Consider the following 19927-nt stretch of genomic DNA (forward strand, 5'->3'; position numbering starts at 1 on the left):
AAGTGAGGGACGTTGTCATGACGGGCACGCAAGCTCACGGCGGCCGGGGCGGATCCCGGCTGCTGAACCTCGGCCCCTCGCTCCTGTTCGGCGTCGTCCTGCCGTTCGTGACGTACGGGCTGCTCACCGGCAACGGGATGGACGAGGTCCCGGCGCTGCTGCTGATCTCGCTCTGGCCGGCCGCCGACACCCTGCTCTACGTCGCGATCAAGCGCCGGGTGGACGAGTTCGGCCTGATGATGCTGATCCTGCTGCTGCTCGGCGCGCTGAGCGCGCTGGCCTACAACTCCACCAAGCTGGTGTTCATCAAGGACTCGGCCATCACCGGGCTGCTCGGGCTGACCTTCCTCGGCAGCCTGGCGCTGAGCCGGCCGATCATGTTCCACCTGGGCCGCAAGTTCGGCACCGACGGGTCGCCCGAAGGCATCGCCGAGTGGAACGCCAAGTGGCGGTACCCCGGCTTCCGCCGCGCCCAGTACCTGCTGACCACCGTGTGGGGCCTCGGCTTCCTGCTGGAGGCGGCCGTGCGCATCCCGCTCACCTACTGGCTGCCGACCGGGACGATGGTGCTGGTCAACAACATCCTGCCGTTCGCCGTGGTCGCCGCGCTGGTCACCTGGACGATGCGGGTGGCCAAGCAGGGCCAGGCCCGCGCCGCCGCCGCGCAGGCCGCCGCGCAGGCCGGGCCGGCCACCGCGCCCGAGGCCGCCGCCGGCTGACCGCCCCTCCGCACGCCCCCGTCCGATCACCGGACGGGGGCGTTTTTTGTGGAATGAAGCATTCCGTTCTGCTATGATCGGAACAGAACATTCCGCTCCTGCCGGAAGGGCCTGCCGTGACCACCACGCTCGACACCGCGATCTCCCCGCCGCCCGCCGGCGGCACCGCCCCGCACCCGCGCCGCTGGCTCGGCCTGTCGGCGCTGCTCGCCGTCACCCTGCTCAACCTGCTGGACTCCACCATCGTCGGCGTCGCGGGCCCCTCGATCCGCGCCGACCTCGGCGGCTCGCTCGCCGCGCTCCAGTGGCTGACGGCCGGCTACACGCTCGCGCTCGCCGTCGCGCTGCTGACCGGCGGGCGGCTCGGCGACATGTACGGCCGCAAGCCCGTCCTGCTCGCCGGGACCGCCGGGTTCCTGCTCACCTCGGCCCTGTGCGCGCTCGCCTGGTCGCCCGGCACCCTGATCGCGGCGCGGGTCGCGCAGGGTCTCTGCGCGGCGGTGATGGTCCCGCAGGGCTTCGGCCTGATCCGCGACCTGTTCGGCCGCGAGACCGGCAAGGCGTTCGCGCTGTTCGGGCCGGTGATCGGGCTGGCCACCGTCCTCGGCCCGATCGTCGCCGGGCTGCTGGTGGACGCCGACCTGTTCGGCACCGGCTGGCGCGCGGTCTTCCTGATCAACCTGCCGATCGGGCTGTACGGGCTGGTCGTCGGCGCCCGGGTGCTGCCCGCCCCGCGCGGCACCGACCGGGCCGGCGGCCTGGACGGCGCCGGGATGCTGCTCGGCGGCGCCGGCATGAGCATGCTGATCTACCCGCTGGTGCAGGGCCGCGAGCTCGGCTGGCCCGCCTGGTCCCTGGCCATGCTCGCCGCGTCGGCCGTGGTGCTCGCGCTGTTCGCCGTCCACCAGGCGCGCCGCGAGCGGGCCGGGCGGACGCCGCTGCTGCGGCTCGGGGTGTTCACGAACCCCTCCTACGGCTTCGGGGTGCTGTTCGTCGTCGTCTTCTTCGGCCTGATCACCGGCTTCTCGCTCGCCGTCGGCCTGTTCCTGCAGCTCGGCCTCGGCTACACCCCGCTCCGCGCCGCCCTGGCGATGGCGGCCTGGGCGGTCGGCGCCTTCTTCGGCTCGGGCTTCGGCGGCGCGATGATGAACCGGCTCGGCCGCACGATCCTGCACATCGGCCTGGTCCTGATGGCCGCCGGCCTCGCCGGCCTCTGCCTGGTGTTCGCGCAGGCCGGGACCGATCTGGGCGCGCTCGTCCTCGCCGGGCCGCTGCTGGTGTTCGGCGCCGGGATGGGGATGATCTTCGTCCCGCTGTTCGACATCATCGTGGCGGGCATCGCCGACCACCAGGTCGGGTCGGCGTCGGCGGCGCTGGAGGCGATCCAGCAGCTCGGCGCGACGCTCGGCGTCGCGGTGCTCGGCACGGTCTTCTTCGAGACGATGGGCGCCCGGGGCGCGCGCGGCCTGGACGCCGCGGCCGCGCTGGACGCCGCCGGGCTCGTCGCGGAACTGACCCTCGGGCTGACCGGCGTGGCGTTCCTGGTCGCGTTCCTGCTCCCCCGCCGGGCCCGCGCGCAGGCCTCCTGACCCGATCGGCCGAAGCCCCGCGACCGGACGACCGGTCGCGGGGCTTCGCGGTGCGGGCACTGTCATCGAATCGAGACGTCGCCACTTTTCCCAACCGGCCGCACCGGGACGCGATCAACGTCTACTTTGCCAAGAGACGTCACCGTCCGTAGGCGATTAAGCACGCAGGGCGTTCTTCTCCCGTTAGGACCACGAGGAAGCGATGCGAATGACCGGCAGGCCCTGGCGCCCCCTGACCGCGTTCCTGACGACCGTGCTGGCGCTGACCGCGTGCGGCGGCGCGCCCGAGCGGCCCGCCGGCCCGGCGGGCGAGCAGGTCACCGCCCCGGCCCCGCCGGCCTTCGCGATCACGCCGTCCGACGGCGCCACGGGCGTCCGCCCCGACCAGGGCGTCACGGTGACCGCCGCGCCCGGCACCACCCTGCAGCGGGTCGAGGTGCGGGCGGGCGGCGCCGCGGTCCCCGGCGTGCTGGCGCGCGACCGGCGCACCTGGCGGTCGCGGTGGGCGCTGCGGCCGGGCACCGCGCACACCGTCACCGCCACGGGCGCCGACGCCGCCGGCGCGCCCGTCACCGTGACCGGCGGGTTCACCACGCTCAAGCCCGCCACCACCTTCGCCGTCGCCGACGTCACCCCGCGGCCGGGCGAGCTGGTCGGCGTCGGCATGCCGCTGATCGTCACCTTCGACCGCCCGATCACCGACCGCGCCGCCGTCGAGCGGGCGCTGGAGGTGCGGATGAGCCGCCGCGTCCCGGCGGCCTGGAACTGGACCGGCCCCCGCCAGGTGGTCCTGCGGCCCCGCCGGTTCTGGCCGCCGGGGCAGCGCCTCGCCTTCGTCGCGCACACCGCGGGCGTGCGGGCGGCGCCGGGCGTGTACGGCGCCGCCGACACCGAGGGCGGTTTCCGCGTCGGGGCGGCGCGGGTCAGCGTCGTGGACACCCGGCGGCACCGGATGGCGGTCCGGGTGAACGGACGGGTCGTCCGCACCGCCCCGATCAGCGCGGGCAAGGGCGGCACCCGCGCCTACACCACCACCAGCGGCGTCCACCTGGTGATGGGCAAGGGCGACCCGGTGGTGATGTCGTCGGCGTGGATGGGCGTCACCAACGTGCACGACCCGCGCTACTACAAGCTGAAGGTCCGGCACGCGGTGCAGATCTCCGCCAGCGGCGAGTACGTGCACTCCGCGCCCTGGTCGCTGAAGCAGCAGGGGCGCGCCAACATCAGCCACGGCTGCGTCAACGCCTCGCCCGCGTTCGCCCAGTGGTTCTACGGGCAGACGCTGCGCGGCGACGTGGTGACGGTGATCGGCACGGACCGTCCGCTGGAGGTGGGCAACGGCTGGGGCTACTGGCAGCTGCCCTGGTCGCGGTGGGTGGCGGGCAGCGCCCTGAAGCGCCCGCTCGCCCGCTAGATCCGGACGGCGGCGCCCGACACGCGGATGCGCGGGTCGCCGTCGCGGATCTCCACCCGCAGCACGCCGGGACGGCCGAGGTCCTCGCCCTGGTGCAGGGTCAGGCTGTGCACCCCACCACTGGCCGGCCCGATAAGGCCGAACTCGCGCAGGTAGGCGCCGAACGCCAGCGCCGCCGCGCCGGTCACCGGGTCCTCCACCACGCCGCCGACCGGGAACGGGTCGCGGACGTGGTAGACGTCGGCGGACTCGCGCCAGACGAGCTGGACCGTGGTCAGGTCGCGCTCGTCCATGTACTCGGCGAGCCGGACGAAGTCGTAGTCCAGGTCGGCGAGCCGCTCGCGGGTGGCGGCGGCGAGGATCAGGTGGCGGGCGCCCGCGTAGGCGACGCGGGGCGGGAAGGCCGGGTCCAGCTCGCCGTCGTGCCAGTTCAGCGCGGCGAGCGCCACGTCGAGGTCGGTGGCGTCCTCGATGTAGGGCTCGACGCTGGTCAAGGTGGCGTACAGGACGCCGTCGTCGCCCTTGTCGACGTCCACCGCGATGGTGCCCGAGCGGGAGGCGAACGTCAGCGGGCCGGGCCCGATCCGCTCGGCGAGCGCCACGCCGGTCGCGACGGTGGCGTGCCCGCAGAACGTCACCTCCATCTTCGGGCTGAAGTAGCGGATGGTGAAGGCGCGGCCCGGCTCGCCGAGGCCCTCGGGCGGGGCGGTGAGGAACGCGGTCTCGGAATGCCCGAGCTCGGCGGCGATCGAGAGCATGTCGGCGGCGCTGAGGCCGGACGCGTCCAGCACGACGCCGGCGGGGTTGCCGCCTTCGGGGTCGATGGTGAAGGCGGTGTACTGCAGGATCTCCGTCATATCGCCATTCTTCCCCCGCCGCAGGCGGGCACGGACCAGGTCCAGGTAGTACCCGACCTCGGAGATGCCCAGCAGGCGGGCCGTCCCCACGTACAGCAGACCTCCGCCCAGGGCTCCGACGGCGAGCGCGGGCAGCCCTCCCACCCGGGCCATGACCACCGCGAACGCCGCGCCGGGCAGCACGGCAAGGTGCATCAGCACGAACGCGCGGACGATCCGGGCGCCGTCCATCCCGCCCAGCCGCCGGCGCAGCAGCAGCCCCGCCAGGATGGTGCCGGTCAGATAGAACGACCCGTAGGCCAGGGGCAGCCAGCGCACGATCTCACCAGGCGCGGCCATGCGCAGGATCGCGATCGACGCGGCGGCCTGGACGAGCCCGGCGGGAACGGCGACGAGGCCGGGCGTGCGGGTGTCGCCGAGCGCGTAGAAGACCCGGATCATCAGCTGGAACAGCGCGAACGGCAGGGTCAGCCCCGCGAACACCATGATGATCAGGCCGATCTGGCGGGCGTCGGCGGTGGTGGTCTCGCCGTGCCCGAACAACAGCGTCGCGCCGGGCACGGCGAAGATCGCCATGGCCGCCGACAGCGGCACCAGCAGCGCGGCCACCAGGCGCAGCCCGCGGGAGAACTCCATCCGCACCAGGCCGGGGCGGCCCGCGGTGACGTGCGCGCTCATCCGGGGCAGCAGCGCGGTGATCACCGATACCGCGATGACCGCGTAGGGGAGCTGGAACACCACCAGCGCGTTGCCGTAGGCGGCGAGGCCGGGGCCGTCGTGCCCGGCGCGGGTGGCGACGTTGAGCGTGACCAGCACGCCGGCCTGCCCCACCACCAGGTAGACCATCATCCAGCCGGCGCTGCGCACGGCCTCGCGGAAGCCCGACCCGCGCACGTCCAGGCGGGGTCGCCAGTGGAATCCCGCCGACCGGAGCGCGCCCCACAGCAGCGCGCCCTGCGCGGCGGTGCCGAGCGCCGACACCGCGCCGAGCAGGGTGAGCTGCCCGTCGGTGACGGTGGCCAGGTTCCGGCCGGGCCCGGCGGCCCAGATGAACAGCAGCCCGGCGGCCATGGTGATGAGGTTGTTGACGACCGGCGCCCACATCGCCATGCCGAAGCGCCGTCGCACGTTCAGCAGCGTCCCGGCGAGGCCGCTCGCGCCGAGGAAGAAGATCTGCGTCATCAGCAGGCGGGTGAGCAGCACCGCCACCTCGCGCTGCCGCCCGGTGTAGCCGCCCGCGAACGCCGAGACCAGCCAGGGCGCGGCGAGCACGCCGGCGGCGGTGAGGAGGAGCAGGGCCGGCAGCGCGAGGCTCAGCAGGCGCTGTTCGGCGGCGCGCCCTCCGTCGGCGTCCAGCGCCCGGCGCTTGATCAGGAAGGGGACGAAGACGCTGGACAGCAGCCCGCCGAGCAGCAGCTCGTAAACGGTGTAGGGGACGGTGTTGGCGACCTGGTAGGCGTTGCCGAGCAGTTGTACGCCGAGCGCGGCGGTGATCACCGCGGTGCGCAGGAAGCCGGTGAGGCGGGAGAAGATCGTGCCGATCGCCATGACCGCGCCGGAGCGGGCGAGACGGGGCTGGGCGACGCTGGTCATGGACGCCGAGTATGCCCGACCTTTAGAAATCGGCGGCGAAGCCGTAGACGGAGAGGCCGATGACGACGGCGGCGGCGAGGGCGTAGGCGGCCGTGGCGAGCGCGACCACCCGGACCCGGCCCGCCTCGGGCCGCGCGGTGCGGGCGAGCAGCCAGGCGAGCGCGGGCAGCACCAGGACGGCGTGCATGGTGACCGCGTGCGCGGGCTTCAGCGCGCCCGCGACCCGATAGGCGGCCTCCTGGTGGCCGGTCTGCACCTCGGTCACCCCGCGCGCGATCATCGCGGCGCCCGACAGCAGCGCGCCCATCAGCGCGACGAACCCGGCCCGCAGGGCGAGGCGCATGCTCGGCGCGACGTCCGGATTCGCACGGAAGGACGCGATCGCCAGCAGGACGAGCGTGACGATCAGCACCACGCCGCCCGCCGCGAGCACCCGCGAGACCGCCGTGTCGAACGTGGTCTCCATGTTGAAGTGGGACGGGACGCGCCGCCACGCCTGCAGGGTGATCAGCGCGGTCTCGGTCACGCACGCGCCCGCGAAGACGCCGAGGATCCAGGTGCGGGCCCGGTCGCCGAGCGGCAGGAACGAGCTCACCCAGGCGATGGTGATCAGGGTCAGCCCGAACGAGAGCCCGAAGGTGACGGCCTTGCGCCACGACACCGGCCCCTCCCATGGCCCGCCGTCCACCGCGAACACGGCGAGGTGGAACAGGCCGGACACCAGCAGCAGCGCGCCGATGACATGGCAGACGGCCTCGACGCGGCGGACAGCGAATTGAGTGGGCACTCACCCAGTATGAGTGAGCGCCCACTCAATGGCAAGCGGCGGCTACAGGTACGGCAGGGTGAACTCCGGCGCGGCGTAGGCGTCCCCCTGCGGGCGGTCCGCCGCGAAGTAGGCGGCGGCGTCCGGGAAGCGGTCCGCGTACGCCTCGGCGTCGTCCCGCGGGCGGTAGCCGAGCCCGTCGCTCAGCTCCCAGAAGCGGCGGGTGTTGGCCGAGACGGCGTAGGCGGCGAGGAAGCCCGGGGCGGGCACGGTCAGCGCGGCCTGGACGAACCCGGCGCAGTCGCGGGGGCTCAGCCAGGTCGCCAGCTCCCGCTCGCTGGTGGGTTCGGCCTCGAAGCTGCCGATGCGCAGGCAGACGACGTCCAGCCCGAACTTGTCGGCGTACAGGCGGCCGAGCGCCTCGACGGCCGCCTTGCTGACGCCGTACAGGCCGTCCGGGCGGGGCGGCGCGTGCGGGCCGACGGTCTCGCTCATCGGATAACCGCCGGTCAGCCGGTTGCTGCTCGCCAGCACCACGCGCCGCACGCCGGTGCGCCGCGCCGCCTCCAGCACGTGGTGCGTGCCGAGGACGTTGCCGGTGAGCAGCTCGTCCAGCGGCGCCTCGTCGGGGACGCCGGCCAGGTGCACGACGGCGTCCGCCCCCTCGATGACCGCCGCGACGGCGGCGGGCCCGTCCAGGTCCGCCTGGCGGGCCTCCTCGGCCGGCGTCTCGGCGCGCAGCGGCGCCCGGTCCACCAGCACCAGGCGCCGGACCGACTCCCGTAGTCGCGGGCGCAGCGCCGATCCCACCCGTCCGGCCGCGCCGGTCAGTACAACGGTTCCAAGATCCATACGGACAGTGTGGACCTACGGACCGCGGTCGAGCGCGGCGTCCTCCAGGTCGAGCAGGTGCCGGACCTCGCGCAGGGTGGACTCGCCGATCTCCCCGGCGTCGTGCAGCCGGTGCAGCTCGGCGATCTCGGCGGCGATGAGGTCGCGGCGCAGCCGCCGGTAGTCGGCGAGCACGCTGTCGACGCCCGGGTCGCCGTTCATCCGCAGCTCGCCGCGCTCGATGCGGTCCTGGAGGCCGATCCGCAGCCGCTCCAGCACGATCTGCGGGGCGTCCTCGAGCCGGGCGAGCCGCTCCTGCGCGGCCTGCGCGGTGCGCAGCTGGGCGAGGGCGAGCTCGCGCCGCCCGGTGGACGGCGGCACGACCAGCCCGGCCAGCCGCACCAGCGGCGCGAGCGTGAACCCCTGCACCACCAGCGAGATCACGATGACGGAGGTGGCGAGCACGGCGACCAGCTCGCGGCCGGGCAGCGGCGCCCCCGCGTCGGTGACCAGCGGGATCGACAGCGTCGCGGCGAGCGGCACCACGCCGCGCGCGCCCGCCCACGACACCACGGCCGGGACCTGCCAGGACGCCCGCGTCCCGCCACGCCAGGCGCGCACGGCGGCGAGCGGGAACACCCACAGCACCCGCACGACGATCAGTGTCGCGGCGATCGCGAGTGCCGGCGCCGCCCAGTCCTCGGCCGCGTCGCTCAGGTGCCGGACCAGCGTCGGCAGCTGCAGCCCGATAAGGCTGAACACCACGCTCTCCAGCAGGAAGATCACGGTGCCGTAGACGGCGCCGAGCTGCAGCCGGATGCCGGCGTTGGTGAGCGCGGCGGCCTGCCGGCCGAGGATGACCGCGGCCACCACCACCGACGTCACCCCCGAGGCGTGCACGGCCTCGGCCGCCACGTAGGCGGCGTAGGGGGTGACCAGCGCGGTCACCGTCTCCAGCACCGGGTCCTCGGTGCGCCGCCGGATCGCCGCGATGACCACCGCGACCAGCGCCCCGGCGGCCGCGCCGCCGCCCGCCAGCAGCGCGAACTCGCCGCCGGCGTGGCCCCAGGAGAACGCGCCGCCCGCGACCGCGACGGTCACCGCGAGCTTGAACAGCAGCAGCGAGGTGGCGTCGTTGAACAGGCTCTCGGCCTGCACGAGCGTCTGCACGCGGGTGGGCAGCGACAGCCGGCGGCCGAGCGCGGCGACCGCGACCGGGTCGGTGCTGGCGAGGACGGTGCCGAGCAGCAGCGCCATCGGCACCGTGAGGTCGGTGAGGGCCGCGGCGACCGCGCCGACGGCGGCGGCCGAGGCGAGCACGAGGCCGACCGCCAGCAGCGTGACCGGCCGCCACACCTGGCGCAGCGCCCGCCACGACATCTCCTCGCCCGCCGCGTAGATCAGCGGCGGCAGCACCAGCAGGCTGACGATCTCGGGCGGCAGCCGCACCTCGGGCAGGCCCGGCACGAGGCCGGCCAGCACCCCGGCGACCACGAGCAGGGACGGCGCGGGCACCCGCAGCCGCCGCGCGCCGGCCGCCACCGCGGTCGCGAGCACAACGAGGGCGAGCACGATCTCCACGCTGCGCACGGCGGGCGCCTCCGGTTCGGCGGGACGGCAACGGCTACGCCGACCAGTCTTCCCCGTCCGCCGGGCGGCACCGCGCCGAGGGTCAGCGGGGCGGGCGGCGGCCGAGCGCGGCGAGGCCGAGGGCCGAGCCGGCGAGCATCAGCCCGACGCCGACCAGGACCCCGCCCATGGTGAGCGCGAACCGCACGGCCGGCCCCGGGCCGGTGCAGATCCCGAGGCCGGCGATCGCCATCACCAGGGCGCCGGCCAGGAACCAGGGTTCGGCGCGCCGGTGCACCAGCCGCCAGGACTCGTCGTCGGCCATGCTGCGGCGGGTGCGGATCCCGCTGAACCGGTTGCGGCGCAGGCGGCCGGTCGCGGCGGCGTGCACGAACGCCGCGGTGATGACGCCCGCGCCGATCAGGATGCCGCCCTGCACGAAGTTCTCGATCATCTGTCACCTGCCGATGCCGTCATTCCCAGTATGCGCCCGTGCGGAGCCCGTCACATCGGCGGCCGCCCGGCCGTCAGGGCGGTGAAGACCGCGACGAGGGGATGCGACCGATGGACGAGAGCCGCTTTCCGGCCGAGTGCTTCGAGGCTCACCGCGGCCACCTGCGGGCGGTCGCCTACCAGATGCTCGGTTCAGCAGGTGAGGCCGACGCGGCCGTCCAGGAGGCGTGGAGCCGGCTCGACGGCGGCGGCGGGGCGAACCTCCGCGCCTGGCTGACCACGGTCGTCGCAGGGGTCTGCCTGGACATGCTGCGCGCGCGCTGCGGAACCCTGCCCGCCCCTGGCGACACCCGGCAGGACGCTTTGCTCGCCGACTCGGTCGGCCTCGCTCTGCTGGTGGTGCTGGATGCGCTGCCGCCGGCCGAGCGGCTCGCGTTCGTCCTGCACGACCTGTTCGGCCTGCCGTTCGAGGAGGTCGCTCCCGTCGCCGGGTGCACTCCGGCCGCGGCGCGCCGGTTCGCCGCCCGTGCCCGCCGCCGCCTGCGAGGGGGCCCGGCGCCCGCTGCCGGGCCGGTCCGGCTCACCGCGCCCGGGCACCGCGCCCCGGCACCGCGCGGGGGTTAGGGGTCGCGGCGGATGACGACGAGGGCGACGTCGTCCTCGCGATGCCCGAACTCGGCGATGATGCGGTCGCTGTAGCGTTCGAGGTCGTCGTCGACGTCGGCGGCGATGACGCGGAGGCGTTCGAGGTTGACCGAGAGGGAGACGTCCCGGTCCTCGATCAGGCCGTCGGTGATGAGGACGACGGTGCCGCCGGGCGGCACGACGGTCTCCTCCAGCGCGATCTGGTCGGCGGGAAAGCCCAGCAGCAGCCCGCCGCCGCCGCGGTACTCCGACCGCCCGCCGCCGACGTGCAGCGGCGGCAGATGCCCGCCGCTGGCCATTCGCAGGGCTCCGGTGCGGGGATCGAGCCGCATCAGGCACATCGTGGCCGACTGGTCGTCGTGGTAGAGCTGGATCACGCCGTTCAGCAGCCTGAGGATGGCGTCGATGTCGTGGCCCTCGGAGGCGAACGCGCGCAGCGCGTGGCGCAGCTCGGCCATGACGGTGGCCGCGTGCAGGGAGTGCCCCTGCACGTCCCCGATGGCCACGAGCACATGGTCGCCGCGTTCGATGATCTCGTAGAAGTCGCCGCCGACCTCGGCCTGGTCGCTGGCCGGCTCGTAGCGGACGGCGAACGTCCAGCCGGGCACGACCGGGTGGGTGGCCGGGAGCAGGCTGCGCTGCAGGGTCAGGGAGATCAGGTGCTCCTCGGTGTAGGAGCGCAGCGCCTCCATCGCCAGGGCCAGCGTCTGCCCGAGCTGGCGCAGCAGGTTGACCTCGTCCTCGCCGAAGGCGTGGTGGCCCTCGATCGCGACGCCGATCGGCGGCCGGTCGCCCTTGAGCCGCGAGGTGACCAGCAGCACGTCCTCGGCGGTGGGGCTGTCGGGCAGCAGCTCCAGCCACTGCCGGTTCGCGATGTGGTGCACGCGGGTGCCCGAATGCTCGTCGAGCCCGGTCATCCGCGCCAGCCGGGCGGGCACCTCCGGGACGCACGGGCGGCCGATGGGCCCCGCGCCGAGATCGGTCGTCCGCCGCGCCCGGCCGTCGGGCGGCAGGATGTACACCGCGGCGGGCACCCCGAAGATCTCCAGCGCCCCGTGCGCCGCGACCGCCGCGAGCTCGTCGAAGGTGCCGGCGGCGTTGACGGCCAGCGAGGTGCGGGTGAAGGCGGCCATCCGCGCGGCCATCCGCTCGGCGCGGCGCCGGGCCTGGTAGTAGCGCAGCACCGCCTCGGTGGTCGCGATGAACTCGCCGGGGTCGATCGGGTCGGTCATGTAGGCGTCGGCGCCGCGCCGCAGCCCGCTGGTGCGGTCGGAGACCTCGACGGCGGTGGCGGAGATGTGGATGACCGGCAGCGACGCCGTGGCCGGCGCGGCCTTGATCTGCTCGCAGACCTCCATCCCGTCGGCGTCGGGCAGCCGGATGTCCAGGATCACCAGTTCGATCTCGTGCTCGGCGAGGCGTTCCCACGCCTGCGCGGCCGAGGCGGCCTCCACGACGGTGTGGCCCGCGCGGCGCAGCCAGCTGCCGATGATGTACCGCTTGGTGTCGTTGTCGTCGACGACCAGCGTCGTCGTCGGGGGCGGGACGGCGTTCATCGCGCCTCGGCCACCGCCCGCGCGACCGCGTCGGCGAGCAGCGCCGGCGCGAGCCGTCCGGGCTCCAGCAGCGCGCCGGCGCGGGCCCGCGCGGCGTCGTCCACCGCGCCGGCCGAGGCGATCAGCACCACGGCGGCGTCCGGCGCCAGGGCGCGCAGGACGTCGCGGACGCCGGTGCCGGCCAGGCCGCCGAGCAGCACCAGGTCGGGCGGGTCTGCGGCGGCCAGCGACCGGGCCTCCCGGGCGTCGGCGGCCTCGCTGACGCGTCCGGCGGCCTCGCCGAGCATGCGGCGCAGCACCTCCCGGACCGTGTCGTCGCCGCCCGCGATCAGGGCGTGGGCGATGCCGAGGTCGGCCAGGGCGCGGTGCGGGGGCAGCCGCAGGGTCACCGTGGTGCCGGCGCCGGCCTCGCTGTCGAGCAGCAGGTCCCCGCCGAGCGCGCGGGCCAGCCGGCGGGAGTAGGTCAGGCCGAGCCCCGTCCCGCCGGGTTTGCCGCCCGGCACCTGGTAGAACTCCTCGAAGACCCGTTCCTGCTCGTGGACCGGGATCCCGATGCCGGTGTCGGCGACGACGAAGTCCAGGTGGTCGGGACCCGACCGCACGGTCAGCCGCACCTCGCCCTCGTCGGTGAACCTGATCCCGTTGCTCAGCAGGTTGCGCAGGACGCGCGACAGCATCAGCTCGTCGGTGACCACCACGCCGTCGTCCGGGGCGCCGGCGGCGTCCACCCGCAGGTCCACCCCGGCCTGCTGCGCCATGGGCGCGAGCAGCTCCGACAGCTGCCGCAGCAGCGGCGCCACCTCCACCGGGGCCCGGTGCGGGGCGAGCCCGCCCTGTTCGGCCTTGGCCATGTCCAGCAGCTCGTTCACCAGCGACAGCAGGGTCTGGCCGGCGTCGCCGATCAGTGTGATCTGGTGCCGCTGCTCCCCGGTGAGGGGGTCGGCGGCGGGGTCCAGCAGCAGCCGGCTGAGGCCGATGACGCCGTTGACGGGGGTGCGCAGCTCGTGGCTGATGCTCGCCCAGAAGCGGTTCTTGGCCGTGCCCGCCTCCCGGAGCTGGTCGGACTTCTCCTCCAGCTCGGCGTACAGGGCCACCACGCCGCGGTTGGTCTCCTCCAGCTCGGTGGACAGCTCGTTGTACAGCGCCACCACGCCCTGGTTGGTCTCCTCCAGCTCGCTGTTGAGGGACCGCAGCTCCTCGCTCTGCCGCCGGAGGTCTCCCAGGGCCTGCACCAGGTCGGCGTTCTGCGTCCGCAGCTCCTCCAGGGCGGTCACCGGCCGCAGCCGCCGCAGCCGCACGCGCAGCGCCTCCAGCTCCGGGCCGCTCGGCCGGGGGGTGCCGGCGGGCAGGTTCTTGCGAAGCCGGACGGCCCGCCGGGCGGCCCCGCCCGTCTCCTCGACCGCGTCCATCAGCCGCGCGGCGGCGGCCTTGCTCTCCACGAGGCGGTCCGCGCCGGCCGGCGGTGTGAAGGCGAGCTCGACCACCAGCGCCGGCGCCGGGGCCGGTTCGAGCTGGAAGGCCACCGAGACCTCGCCGGAGCAGGCGAACAGCTCCCGGCCGACCTCGCTGAGCGCCGTGGCGACGCGGACCTGGTCCTGGGCGTCCAGGCCGGCCGCGGCGGCCACCTGGCGCCCGGTCCGGCGGACGGCGAACACGCCCTCCTCGTCGGCGATCTGGAAGCGCAGCAGCTGTTCGGGCATCGGGCTCACGCCCGGCCCGACGTCGTCACGACGAGGACGCAGCGGTCGTCGTGGCGCACCCCGGCGTCGCGCAGCAGGTCGGCGGCGATCAGCAGCGGGTCGCGGCCGAGGCCGGGCCGCCCGGCGGCGGCCCACTTGTCGGTCACCCCGTCCGAGTGCAGCACCACGGCCGCGCCCCGGGGCAGGTCGTAGGCGTGCTCGCGCACCGTCCTGCCCTGCGCCCCGGCGATCCCGGGCACCGAGATCATGCCGTGCCGGCGGTCGGCCCCGACGATCCAGCCGGCGACGTTGCCGAGCCCGGCGAACCGTACCGCGCCCGCCGCCGGGTCGATCGCGGCCACCGCGACGGCGCCGCCCCTGGTCGAGCCGAGCCGCCGGTGCACCTGCCGCAGGAGGTCGGCGGGACGGGCCGGCAGCGCGGCCTCCCGCAGCACCTGGATCGCCTCGCGCGCCGCGCGGGCCGCCAGCGGCCCGTGGCCGAGGCCGTCGCACAGCATCGCGTAGACCGTCCCCTCGTGCAGGCGCGCGATATAGGCGTCGCCGCACTCCTGCTCCCCCTCGATCGGCCGGGTCAGCCCGGCGAACGGCGGATCGAGCAGCGCCGGAACCGTCGCCCGGCCGGCGGGGTCGGCGAACCGCGCGAACAGCACGGTGCCGACCCCCGGCAGCGAGTGCAGCCCGCTGCGGTCGGCGAGCCGCTCGATGGCCCCGAGCCCGATCCCGAGGGTGCCGCTGGAGGAGTAGCCGTCCAGCCGGGCGCCGGGCACGTCGGCGATGCCGGGCCCCCGGTCGATGCAGACGGCCTCCAGCACGGCGTCCCCGCCGATCCGGACCGTCCGCAGCAGCATCTCGCCCCGCTCGGCGTACTTGATCAGGTTGGTGGCCGCCTCCGTCACCGCGAGCTGCACCGGCCCCACGCGCGCCGGCGCGAAGCCCAGCTGCTCCGCCAGCCGGGTCGCGCGGCGCCGCACCCCGGCGACCGCGCTCTGCTCCTCGACCCGGACCCACTCCGCGTCGCCGTCCAGGGAGCCGCTCGTCCAGCCGGCGCCGGTCAGCGGGTCCACTTGGTCACCGTCACCGTGGTGCCCCTCCCGACCTCGGTCTCCAGTGCGAACTCGTCGGCCAGGCGCCGCGCGCCGGGCAGGCCGAGGCCCATGCCGCTCCCGCTCGTCCACCCCTCGACCAACGCCTGCTCCACGTCGGCGATCCCGGGCCCGGTGTCGCTGAACACCAGCCGCACGCCCGCCCGTCCCCGCGCGTTGACGACGGACTCCACCCGGCCGGTGCCGCCCCCGCCGTGCACCAGGGTGTTGCGGGCCAGCTCGCTGGCCGCGGTGACGATCTTGGTCTGGTCCACCAGCGACATCCCGGCGGCCGCCGCGGCGGCCCGCACCGCCTGCCGCATCCGGACCACGTCCTCGCTGGAGGCGATCGGGACGGCCCCCTCCGGCGGGCCGGTCACCGGGTGCCCACGGCGCCCGGCCGGGCGCCGGGCAGCGGCGCGCCGAGCAGCCGCATCCCCTTCTCCAGGTCCAGCGCGGTGCGCACGCCGCCGAGCGACAGCCCGAGCTCCACCAGCGTGATCGCCACCGCCGGGCGCATCCCCACCACCACGGTCTCGGCGTCCATCAGCCGCGACATCGAGGCGATGGTGGCGAACATCCGGCCGATGAAGGAGTCGACGATGTCCACCGCGGTGATGTCGATGATCACACCGCGGGCGCCCGTCTTGACGATGCGGTCGGCCAGGTCCTCCTGCAGCGCGAGCACGGTCTGGTCCTGCAGGTCGATCTGGATCGACACCAGCAGGACCTCACCGATCTTCAGAATCGGCACCCGCTCCATCAGGCGCCCGCCCCCTCGGACAGGCGGATGCCGCTGCGCCCCAGCGCGTAGGCCAGCGCGTCGGCCAGGGTCGCCTTCGTCTCGATGTCGCCGAACTCGATCCCGAGCGCCACGATCGTCTGGGCGATCTGCGGCCGGATGCCGGAGATGACGCAGTCGGTGCCCATCAGCCGGGCCGCCATCACCGTCTTCAGCAGGTGCTGGGCGACCTCGGTGTCCACCGCCGGCACGCCGGTGATGTCGATCACCGCGAACTGCGAGCCGGTCTCCACCAGCCGCTCCAGCAGCGTCTCCATCACCACCTGCGTGCGGGCCGAGTCCAGCGTGCCGACCAGCGGCACGCCGAGGATGCCGTCCCACAGCTTCACCACCGGCGTGGACAGCTCCAGCAGCTGCTCCATCTGGTCGGCGATGATCTGCTCGCGCGCGGCGGAGTAGGTCTCGAAGGTCACCAGGCCGAGATCGTCGACCCGGGAGGAGAAGCCGATGAACTCGCTGTAGGCGTCCACGTCGCCGGTGGCCCCGACCTGCTCCAGGACCGCCTGCTTGAGCGCGAACACGCTGAGCGCGGTCTCGCTCGGGCTGAACCCCTGCCGGGCCCGGTTGCGCGAGATCTCACCCAGCGCCGCCCGCAGCTCCGCGCCGGCCCCGCCGGCCTCCTCGCCGACCGTCCGCTCGATCAGGTCGTACAGCTCGGTCAGCTCGGCCCTCAGCTCCCGCTCGGTGATCCGGCCGCGCACCCCCTCGGCGGCCAGCGCCACCCAGCGCCCGAGCACGGCGTCCCGCCGGGAGCGCAACAGCTCCGGAAGATGGGCCTTCTCCACGCCACCACTCAACGACCGCTCCCGTCAGCAGGATTTCACGTATGCACATGCATGCAACGCTGTTGTTAAGGAGGGTACAGGCCGATATGAGTGATGCTCGGATCAGCGGCCGCAGTCCGTGCGGCCGGCCCGGCGGGGACTCCGCCGGTGCCGCCTAGCGCTTGCGGGCGAGGCCGGTGTAGTGGAGCCGCTCGGCGACCGACAGCTCGTCCGGGACGGGTCCCTCGGGGCGCCAGTACGGGTTCGGCACGACGCCCGGGTCCAGCAGCTCGTAGCCGTCGAAGAAGGCGGCGATCTCCCGCTCGGTGCGGAACCGGCCCGTGCCGAGCAGCCGCAGGAACCGCTCCTGCAGCTCCTTGGCCACCGGCCCGAAGTCGCAGAAGTGCGTGACGAACACCAGGCTGCCGGACGGGACGGCGTCCATGTAGGCGTCCAGAATCCCCTTGGGGTCCTCGTCGTCGTGCAGGTGGTGCAGGATCGCCACCAGCATGACGCCGACGGGCTCGGCGAAGTCGATCAGGCGGGCGACGTCGGGGTGGCCGAGCACGGCCGCCGGGTCGCGCAGGTCGGCGGTGATCACGGCGGTGCGGTCGTCCTCGGCCAGCAGGGCCCGGCCGTGCGCGAGCACGATCGGGTCCTTGTCGACGTAGACCACGTGCGCGTCCGGCGCGACGTCCCGCACGGCCTGGTGGGTGTTCTCCGCCGACGGCAGGCCGGCGCCGAGGTCCAGGAACTGGCGGACGCCGAGCCCGGCCATGACGCGGGCGCCCCGGCCGAGGGTGTCCCGGTTGACGCGGGCCGCGCTCAGGATCTCCGGCATCCCCTCCTGCAGCCGGGTGAGCGCGACGCGGTCGATCTCGAAGTTGTCCTTGCCGCCGAGGGCGGCGTCGTAGACCCGTGCGACGCTCGGCCGGCTGAGGTCGATCTCCTGCGGTGCCTGTTCTCCGGGCATGCGGGTCTCCGAATCGGCCGGCGTGGGCGGTCCTGGCGGAACGAGGAGATCATATAGACGCGGCCGCCGTCTTTTGTGGGCGAAGGGGAAAGGCCCCCGTCCATCGGCCGGTTACGGATGGGCCAGAATGGGGCCATGGAACCGGTGGCGGAGGACTGGCAGCGGGCGCTGGCGATCGTGGCGCATCCCGACGACCTCGAGTACGGCTGCTCGACGGCGATCGCCAAGTGGACCGCGCAGGGCAGGTCGGTCGTGGAGGTGCTGGCCACCCGCGGCGAGGCCGGCATCGACTCGATGGACCCCGAGGAGGTCGCCCGCATCCGCACCGAGGAGCAGATCGAGGCGGCCCGCCGGGTCGGCGTGGACACCGTGGAGTTCCTGGACCTGCCCGACGGCGTGCTGGAGTACGGGCTGCCGCTGCGCCGCGCGCTCGCCGCGGTGATCCGGCGGCACCGGCCCGAGGTGGTCCTCTCGGTGAACTTCCGCGAGACCTTCCCCGGCGGGGCCTTCAACATGGCCGACCACCGGGCGCTCGGCCTGGCGGCGGTGGACGCCGTCCGCGACGCCGCCAACCGCTGGGTGTTCCGCGACCTCGGCCTGGAGCCGTGGCAGGGCGTGCGGTTCGTGCTGCTCGGCGGGTCGCCGCAGCCCACGCACTACGTGGACGTCACCGGGCATCTGGACGCCGGCGTCGCCTCGCTGCGCGCGCACCGGGTCTACTTCGACAACCTCGGCGCGGACTTCGACCCCGAGGCGTTCCTGACCGGCATCGTCGAGCCGCTCGGACGCACCGTCGGCGTCACCCACGCGATGCCGTTCGAGCTCATCGAGAGCTGACCGGGCCCGTCGAGGACCGGCGGGGTTCTCCGGGAGAGCGGCCGGAGGTCAGTGCCTGGCGTTCGGCCGCTTGCCCTTGTTCGCCTTGCCGCGCTTGCGGGAACGGCGTTTGCGGGTCTTCTTCGACATGCCCTGATTGACCCTCGGCACGGCCGTCCTGGCAACCCTCGGAACCAGCCGGTTCCGGACGGGGACGCACCGGGCGCACCCCCTGCGCCACTCCGGCACCATGATCCACGATCTCCCGCCATCCCCCTGACGCCCCAGCGTCACCGGCCATTCAAACAGACGTTATTGTCTGTCGGGCAAGGGTGTTTGTTCGACCCCGAGCCAGGAGAAACGCATGCGCAGATTCGCCGCTGTGGCGATCACATCCGGAGCCCTGATCGCAGGGCTCACCACGACGGCCGCCCCCGCCGTCGCCGCACCGGCCCCCGGTCCCGGCGTCGCGGCCGTCACCGAGCAGCAGGGCACGATCGCGAAGAGGTCCGTCCTCGCCCAGGCCGAGCGCGAAGGCCGGCCCTACAGCGCCAAGGAGACCGCGGCCATCCGGCGGGCCACGGTGTGCCGCTGGTACGAGCGCACCCAGGGCCGCAAGAAGTCCCGGCACGGGCGCTGGCTGATCAACGTCAAGAACCGCCTCACCTGGTGCTACGACGGCCTGCACGTCGTCTCGTACCGGGCGAACTTCAGCGCCTACACCTACAGCAAGCGTGTCTGGAAGTGGCGCGGCTGGAACAAGAAGCGCGCGACCCACACCGGCACGTGGAGCTCGGTCACGAGCGAGGTGGAGGGCCGGTTCTACTACACCGGCAACCGCCGGACCTACCGGCCGTGGATCACCATCATGGGCGCCTTCGACGGCCGCTACCACTACTGGTACGGCGGCTGACGGTTCCCCCGCGATGACGAAGACCCCGCCACGGCGCTGCCGTGGCGGGGTCTTCCCATGCCGGGATCAGCGGACCTCGGTGATCTCCGGGCCGCGCTCAAAAGGGTCGAACGTCTGCGCGTTCTCCTCTTCCCCCTCGCCGGCCTCGCTGAACTCCTTGGGGATCTCCAGCGGGAGCAGGTCGCGCGGCGGCATCGGGGCGTCACCGCGCACGACGACGATGCCGCGGAACACGTCCTCCAGGACCTGCCACTGCTCCTCGTCCTCGATCGCGGCGCCCTGCACCACGGCCTGCAGGAACCAGCGGGGGCCGTCCACGCCGATGAAGCGGATGATCTGCGGCGCCCAGCCCTGCTCGACGAACTCGGCCGGGATCTGCTCCTTGACCTCCTCGGGCATCTCCGCGAGGACCTCTTCGGTCAGCGCGGCCGGCACCATCGCCAGCAGTTCGGGGCCGAACGGGCCCTCGCCCTCCTGGGTCTGGCCGCCGGCCTCCTCGGTGATGTCCTTGGCGGTCTCGCGCCGCACGTCCTCCCAGATGCCGCTGCGCTTCGGCGCGGCGAACACCTGCAGCTGCATGGCGCTCTCGGCGTACTGCACCAGGATCGCGACGGGGCGCCCGTCCAGCGGGTTGCCCTCCTCGTCGACCTCGGTCGCCTCGAAGTTCACCTGGAAGCCAAGGCCCGGCGCGACCGGGACCTGCACCGACCCGAAGTCCAGCCGCTGCAGCTCGGGGTAGGACTCCTCCGAGTCCCAGGGGCCGCCCTCGGCGGGGGCCGCCTTCGCGGGAGCCTCGTCGACCTCGTCGGCCGTCTCTGCCTGCACGTCGGTCTGCTCGGGATCCTTACCCGGCTCCTCGGCCTGCCGGCGACGTCCAAAAGCCAC

At 74.1% G+C, this 19927-nt stretch carries 19 protein-coding genes; 6 read left to right on the top strand and 13 right to left on the bottom strand.

The annotated features are described in order from the left end of the window. The first annotated feature begins 17 nt into the window (after nt 1-17). The 3 genes from ACRB68_RS40340 to ACRB68_RS31055 all read left to right on the top strand — a co-directional run bounded on the left by ACRB68_RS40340 (nt 18) and on the right by ACRB68_RS31055 (nt 3722). Nucleotides 18-719, top strand: a complete 702-nt coding sequence (locus ACRB68_RS40340; protein WP_194293520.1) for a VC0807 family protein — start codon at nt 18-20, stop codon at nt 717-719. A 116-nt stretch (nt 720-835) separates the two neighbouring features. Next, on the top strand, nt 836-2308 hold the full coding sequence (locus ACRB68_RS31050; RefSeq protein WP_328594998.1) for an MFS transporter: 1473 nt from the start codon (nt 836-838) through the stop codon (nt 2306-2308). 208 nt (nt 2309-2516) lie between these two features. After that, nucleotides 2517-3722, top strand: coding sequence for a L,D-transpeptidase (locus tag ACRB68_RS31055; protein ID WP_153538762.1), 1206 nt, complete (start codon nt 2517-2519; stop codon nt 3720-3722). Here the strand turns inward: ACRB68_RS31055 and murJ are convergent. The 5 genes from murJ to ACRB68_RS31080 all read right to left on the bottom strand — a co-directional run bounded on the left by murJ (nt 3719) and on the right by ACRB68_RS31080 (nt 9792). Next, entirely contained in the window at nt 3719-6172 is a 2454-nt protein-coding gene (murJ, locus tag ACRB68_RS31060; protein ID WP_153538764.1) for a murein biosynthesis integral membrane protein MurJ, read from the bottom strand. The two genes, ACRB68_RS31055 and murJ, sit on opposite strands and share 4 nt — an antisense overlap. 22 nt (nt 6173-6194) lie before the next feature. Continuing rightward, a complete protein-coding gene (locus tag ACRB68_RS31065; RefSeq protein WP_194293521.1) occupies nt 6195-6959 on the bottom strand; it encodes a hypothetical protein in 765 nt (254 codons plus the stop codon). A 42-nt stretch (nt 6960-7001) separates the two neighbouring features. Continuing rightward, nucleotides 7002-7790 carry an NAD-dependent epimerase/dehydratase family protein gene (locus tag ACRB68_RS31070; protein ID WP_153538766.1) on the bottom strand — a complete coding sequence of 263 codons (789 nt, stop codon included), beginning with the start codon at nt 7788-7790 and terminating at the stop codon, nt 7002-7004. 15 nt (nt 7791-7805) lie between these two features. Next, nucleotides 7806-9359, bottom strand: coding sequence for a Na+/H+ antiporter (locus tag ACRB68_RS31075; protein ID WP_207709879.1), 1554 nt, complete (start codon nt 9357-9359; stop codon nt 7806-7808). An 82-nt stretch (nt 9360-9441) separates the two neighbouring features. Beyond that, nucleotides 9442-9792, bottom strand: a complete 351-nt coding sequence (locus tag ACRB68_RS31080; RefSeq protein ID WP_153538767.1) for an SdpI family protein — start codon at nt 9790-9792, stop codon at nt 9442-9444. 110 nt (nt 9793-9902) lie between these two features. Between ACRB68_RS31080 and ACRB68_RS31085 the strand changes: the two genes are divergently transcribed. Next, on the top strand, nt 9903-10415 hold the full coding sequence (locus ACRB68_RS31085) for a sigma-70 family RNA polymerase sigma factor (protein ID WP_153538769.1): 513 nt from the start codon (nt 9903-9905) through the stop codon (nt 10413-10415). Here ACRB68_RS31085 and ACRB68_RS31090 read toward each other — a convergent pair. The 7 genes from ACRB68_RS31090 to ACRB68_RS31120 form a co-directional block, all read right to left on the bottom strand. Continuing rightward, the gene (locus tag ACRB68_RS31090; RefSeq protein ID WP_153538771.1) at nt 10412-11992 is read right to left on the bottom strand and encodes a fused response regulator/phosphatase; all 1581 of its coding nucleotides are present in this window, start codon (nt 11990-11992) and stop codon (nt 10412-10414) included. The two genes, ACRB68_RS31085 and ACRB68_RS31090, sit on opposite strands and share 4 nt — an antisense overlap. Beyond that, a complete protein-coding gene (locus ACRB68_RS31095) occupies nt 11989-13692 on the bottom strand; it encodes an ATP-binding protein (protein ID WP_153538773.1) in 1704 nt (567 codons plus the stop codon). The genes ACRB68_RS31090 and ACRB68_RS31095 overlap by 4 nt, the downstream gene beginning before the upstream one ends. Before the next feature lie 5 nt (nt 13693-13697). Then, nucleotides 13698-14756: an ATP-binding SpoIIE family protein phosphatase gene (locus ACRB68_RS31100; protein WP_328594999.1), complete on the bottom strand. Its 1059-nt coding sequence runs from the start codon at nt 14754-14756 to the stop codon at nt 13698-13700. Further along, nucleotides 14744-15097: an anti-sigma regulatory factor gene (locus tag ACRB68_RS31105; RefSeq protein WP_153539389.1), complete on the bottom strand. Its 354-nt coding sequence runs from the start codon at nt 15095-15097 to the stop codon at nt 14744-14746. The genes ACRB68_RS31100 and ACRB68_RS31105 overlap by 13 nt, the downstream gene beginning before the upstream one ends. 53 nt (nt 15098-15150) lie before the next feature. Further along, on the bottom strand, nt 15151-15537 hold the full coding sequence (locus ACRB68_RS31110) for an STAS domain-containing protein (RefSeq protein ID WP_194293522.1): 387 nt from the start codon (nt 15535-15537) through the stop codon (nt 15151-15153). Next, complete coding sequence (locus tag ACRB68_RS31115) at nt 15537-16361, bottom strand: STAS domain-containing protein (protein ID WP_328595000.1); 825 nt, start codon at nt 16359-16361, stop codon at nt 15537-15539. Before ACRB68_RS31115 ends, ACRB68_RS31110 begins: the two co-directional genes overlap by 1 nt. A gap of 154 nt (nt 16362-16515) precedes the next feature. Beyond that, on the bottom strand, nt 16516-17313 hold the full coding sequence (locus tag ACRB68_RS31120; protein WP_153538775.1) for an SAM-dependent methyltransferase: 798 nt from the start codon (nt 17311-17313) through the stop codon (nt 16516-16518). A gap of 135 nt (nt 17314-17448) precedes the next feature. On the opposite strand from ACRB68_RS31120, the gene ACRB68_RS31125 reads away from it, so the two are divergent. Continuing rightward, a complete protein-coding gene (locus ACRB68_RS31125; protein ID WP_235960423.1) occupies nt 17449-18150 on the top strand; it encodes a PIG-L deacetylase family protein in 702 nt (233 codons plus the stop codon). A gap of 343 nt (nt 18151-18493) precedes the next feature. After that, nucleotides 18494-19042, top strand: coding sequence for a hypothetical protein (locus ACRB68_RS31130; protein ID WP_153538779.1), 549 nt, complete (start codon nt 18494-18496; stop codon nt 19040-19042). 66 nt (nt 19043-19108) lie between these two features. Here ACRB68_RS31130 and ACRB68_RS31135 read toward each other — a convergent pair whose 3' ends face one another. After that, nucleotides 19109-19927 (bottom strand): DUF3710 domain-containing protein, encoded by an 819-nt coding sequence (locus ACRB68_RS31135; protein ID WP_328595001.1) that lies wholly within the window; start codon nt 19925-19927, stop codon nt 19109-19111.

It is taken from the genome of Actinomadura macrotermitis, assembly GCF_009604375.1.
Classification (GTDB): Bacteria; Actinomycetota; Actinomycetes; order Streptosporangiales; family Streptosporangiaceae; genus Spirillospora; species Spirillospora macrotermitis.

Bases quoted from the DNA above. Each gene is read 5' to 3' on its own strand.
- ACRB68_RS40340 (WP_194293520.1), top strand. From the start codon at position 18: ATGACGGGCACGCAAGCTCACGGCGGCCGGGGCGGATCCCGGCTGCTG.
- ACRB68_RS31055 (WP_153538762.1), top strand. From the start codon at position 2,517: ATGACCGGCAGGCCCTGGCGCCCCCTGACCGCGTTCCTGACGACCGTG.
- murJ (WP_153538764.1), bottom strand. From the start codon at position 6,172: ATGACCAGCGTCGCCCAGCCCCGTCTCGCCCGCTCCGGCGCGGTCATG.
- ACRB68_RS31070 (WP_153538766.1), bottom strand. From the start codon at position 7,790: ATGGATCTTGGAACCGTTGTACTGACCGGCGCGGCCGGACGGGTGGGA.
- ACRB68_RS31080 (WP_153538767.1), bottom strand. From the start codon at position 9,792: ATGATCGAGAACTTCGTGCAGGGCGGCATCCTGATCGGCGCGGGCGTC.
- ACRB68_RS31085 (WP_153538769.1), top strand. From the start codon at position 9,903: ATGGACGAGAGCCGCTTTCCGGCCGAGTGCTTCGAGGCTCACCGCGGC.
- ACRB68_RS31090 (WP_153538771.1), bottom strand. From the start codon at position 11,992: ATGAACGCCGTCCCGCCCCCGACGACGACGCTGGTCGTCGACGACAAC.
- ACRB68_RS31095 (WP_153538773.1), bottom strand. From the start codon at position 13,692: ATGCCCGAACAGCTGCTGCGCTTCCAGATCGCCGACGAGGAGGGCGTG.
- ACRB68_RS31105 (WP_153539389.1), bottom strand. From the start codon at position 15,097: ATGCGGCAGGCGGTGCGGGCCGCCGCGGCGGCCGCCGGGATGTCGCTG.
- ACRB68_RS31110 (WP_194293522.1), bottom strand. From the start codon at position 15,537: ATGGAGCGGGTGCCGATTCTGAAGATCGGTGAGGTCCTGCTGGTGTCG.
- ACRB68_RS31120 (WP_153538775.1), bottom strand. From the start codon at position 17,313: ATGCCCGGAGAACAGGCACCGCAGGAGATCGACCTCAGCCGGCCGAGC.
- ACRB68_RS31125 (WP_235960423.1), top strand. From the start codon at position 17,449: ATGGAACCGGTGGCGGAGGACTGGCAGCGGGCGCTGGCGATCGTGGCG.
- ACRB68_RS31130 (WP_153538779.1), top strand. From the start codon at position 18,494: ATGCGCAGATTCGCCGCTGTGGCGATCACATCCGGAGCCCTGATCGCA.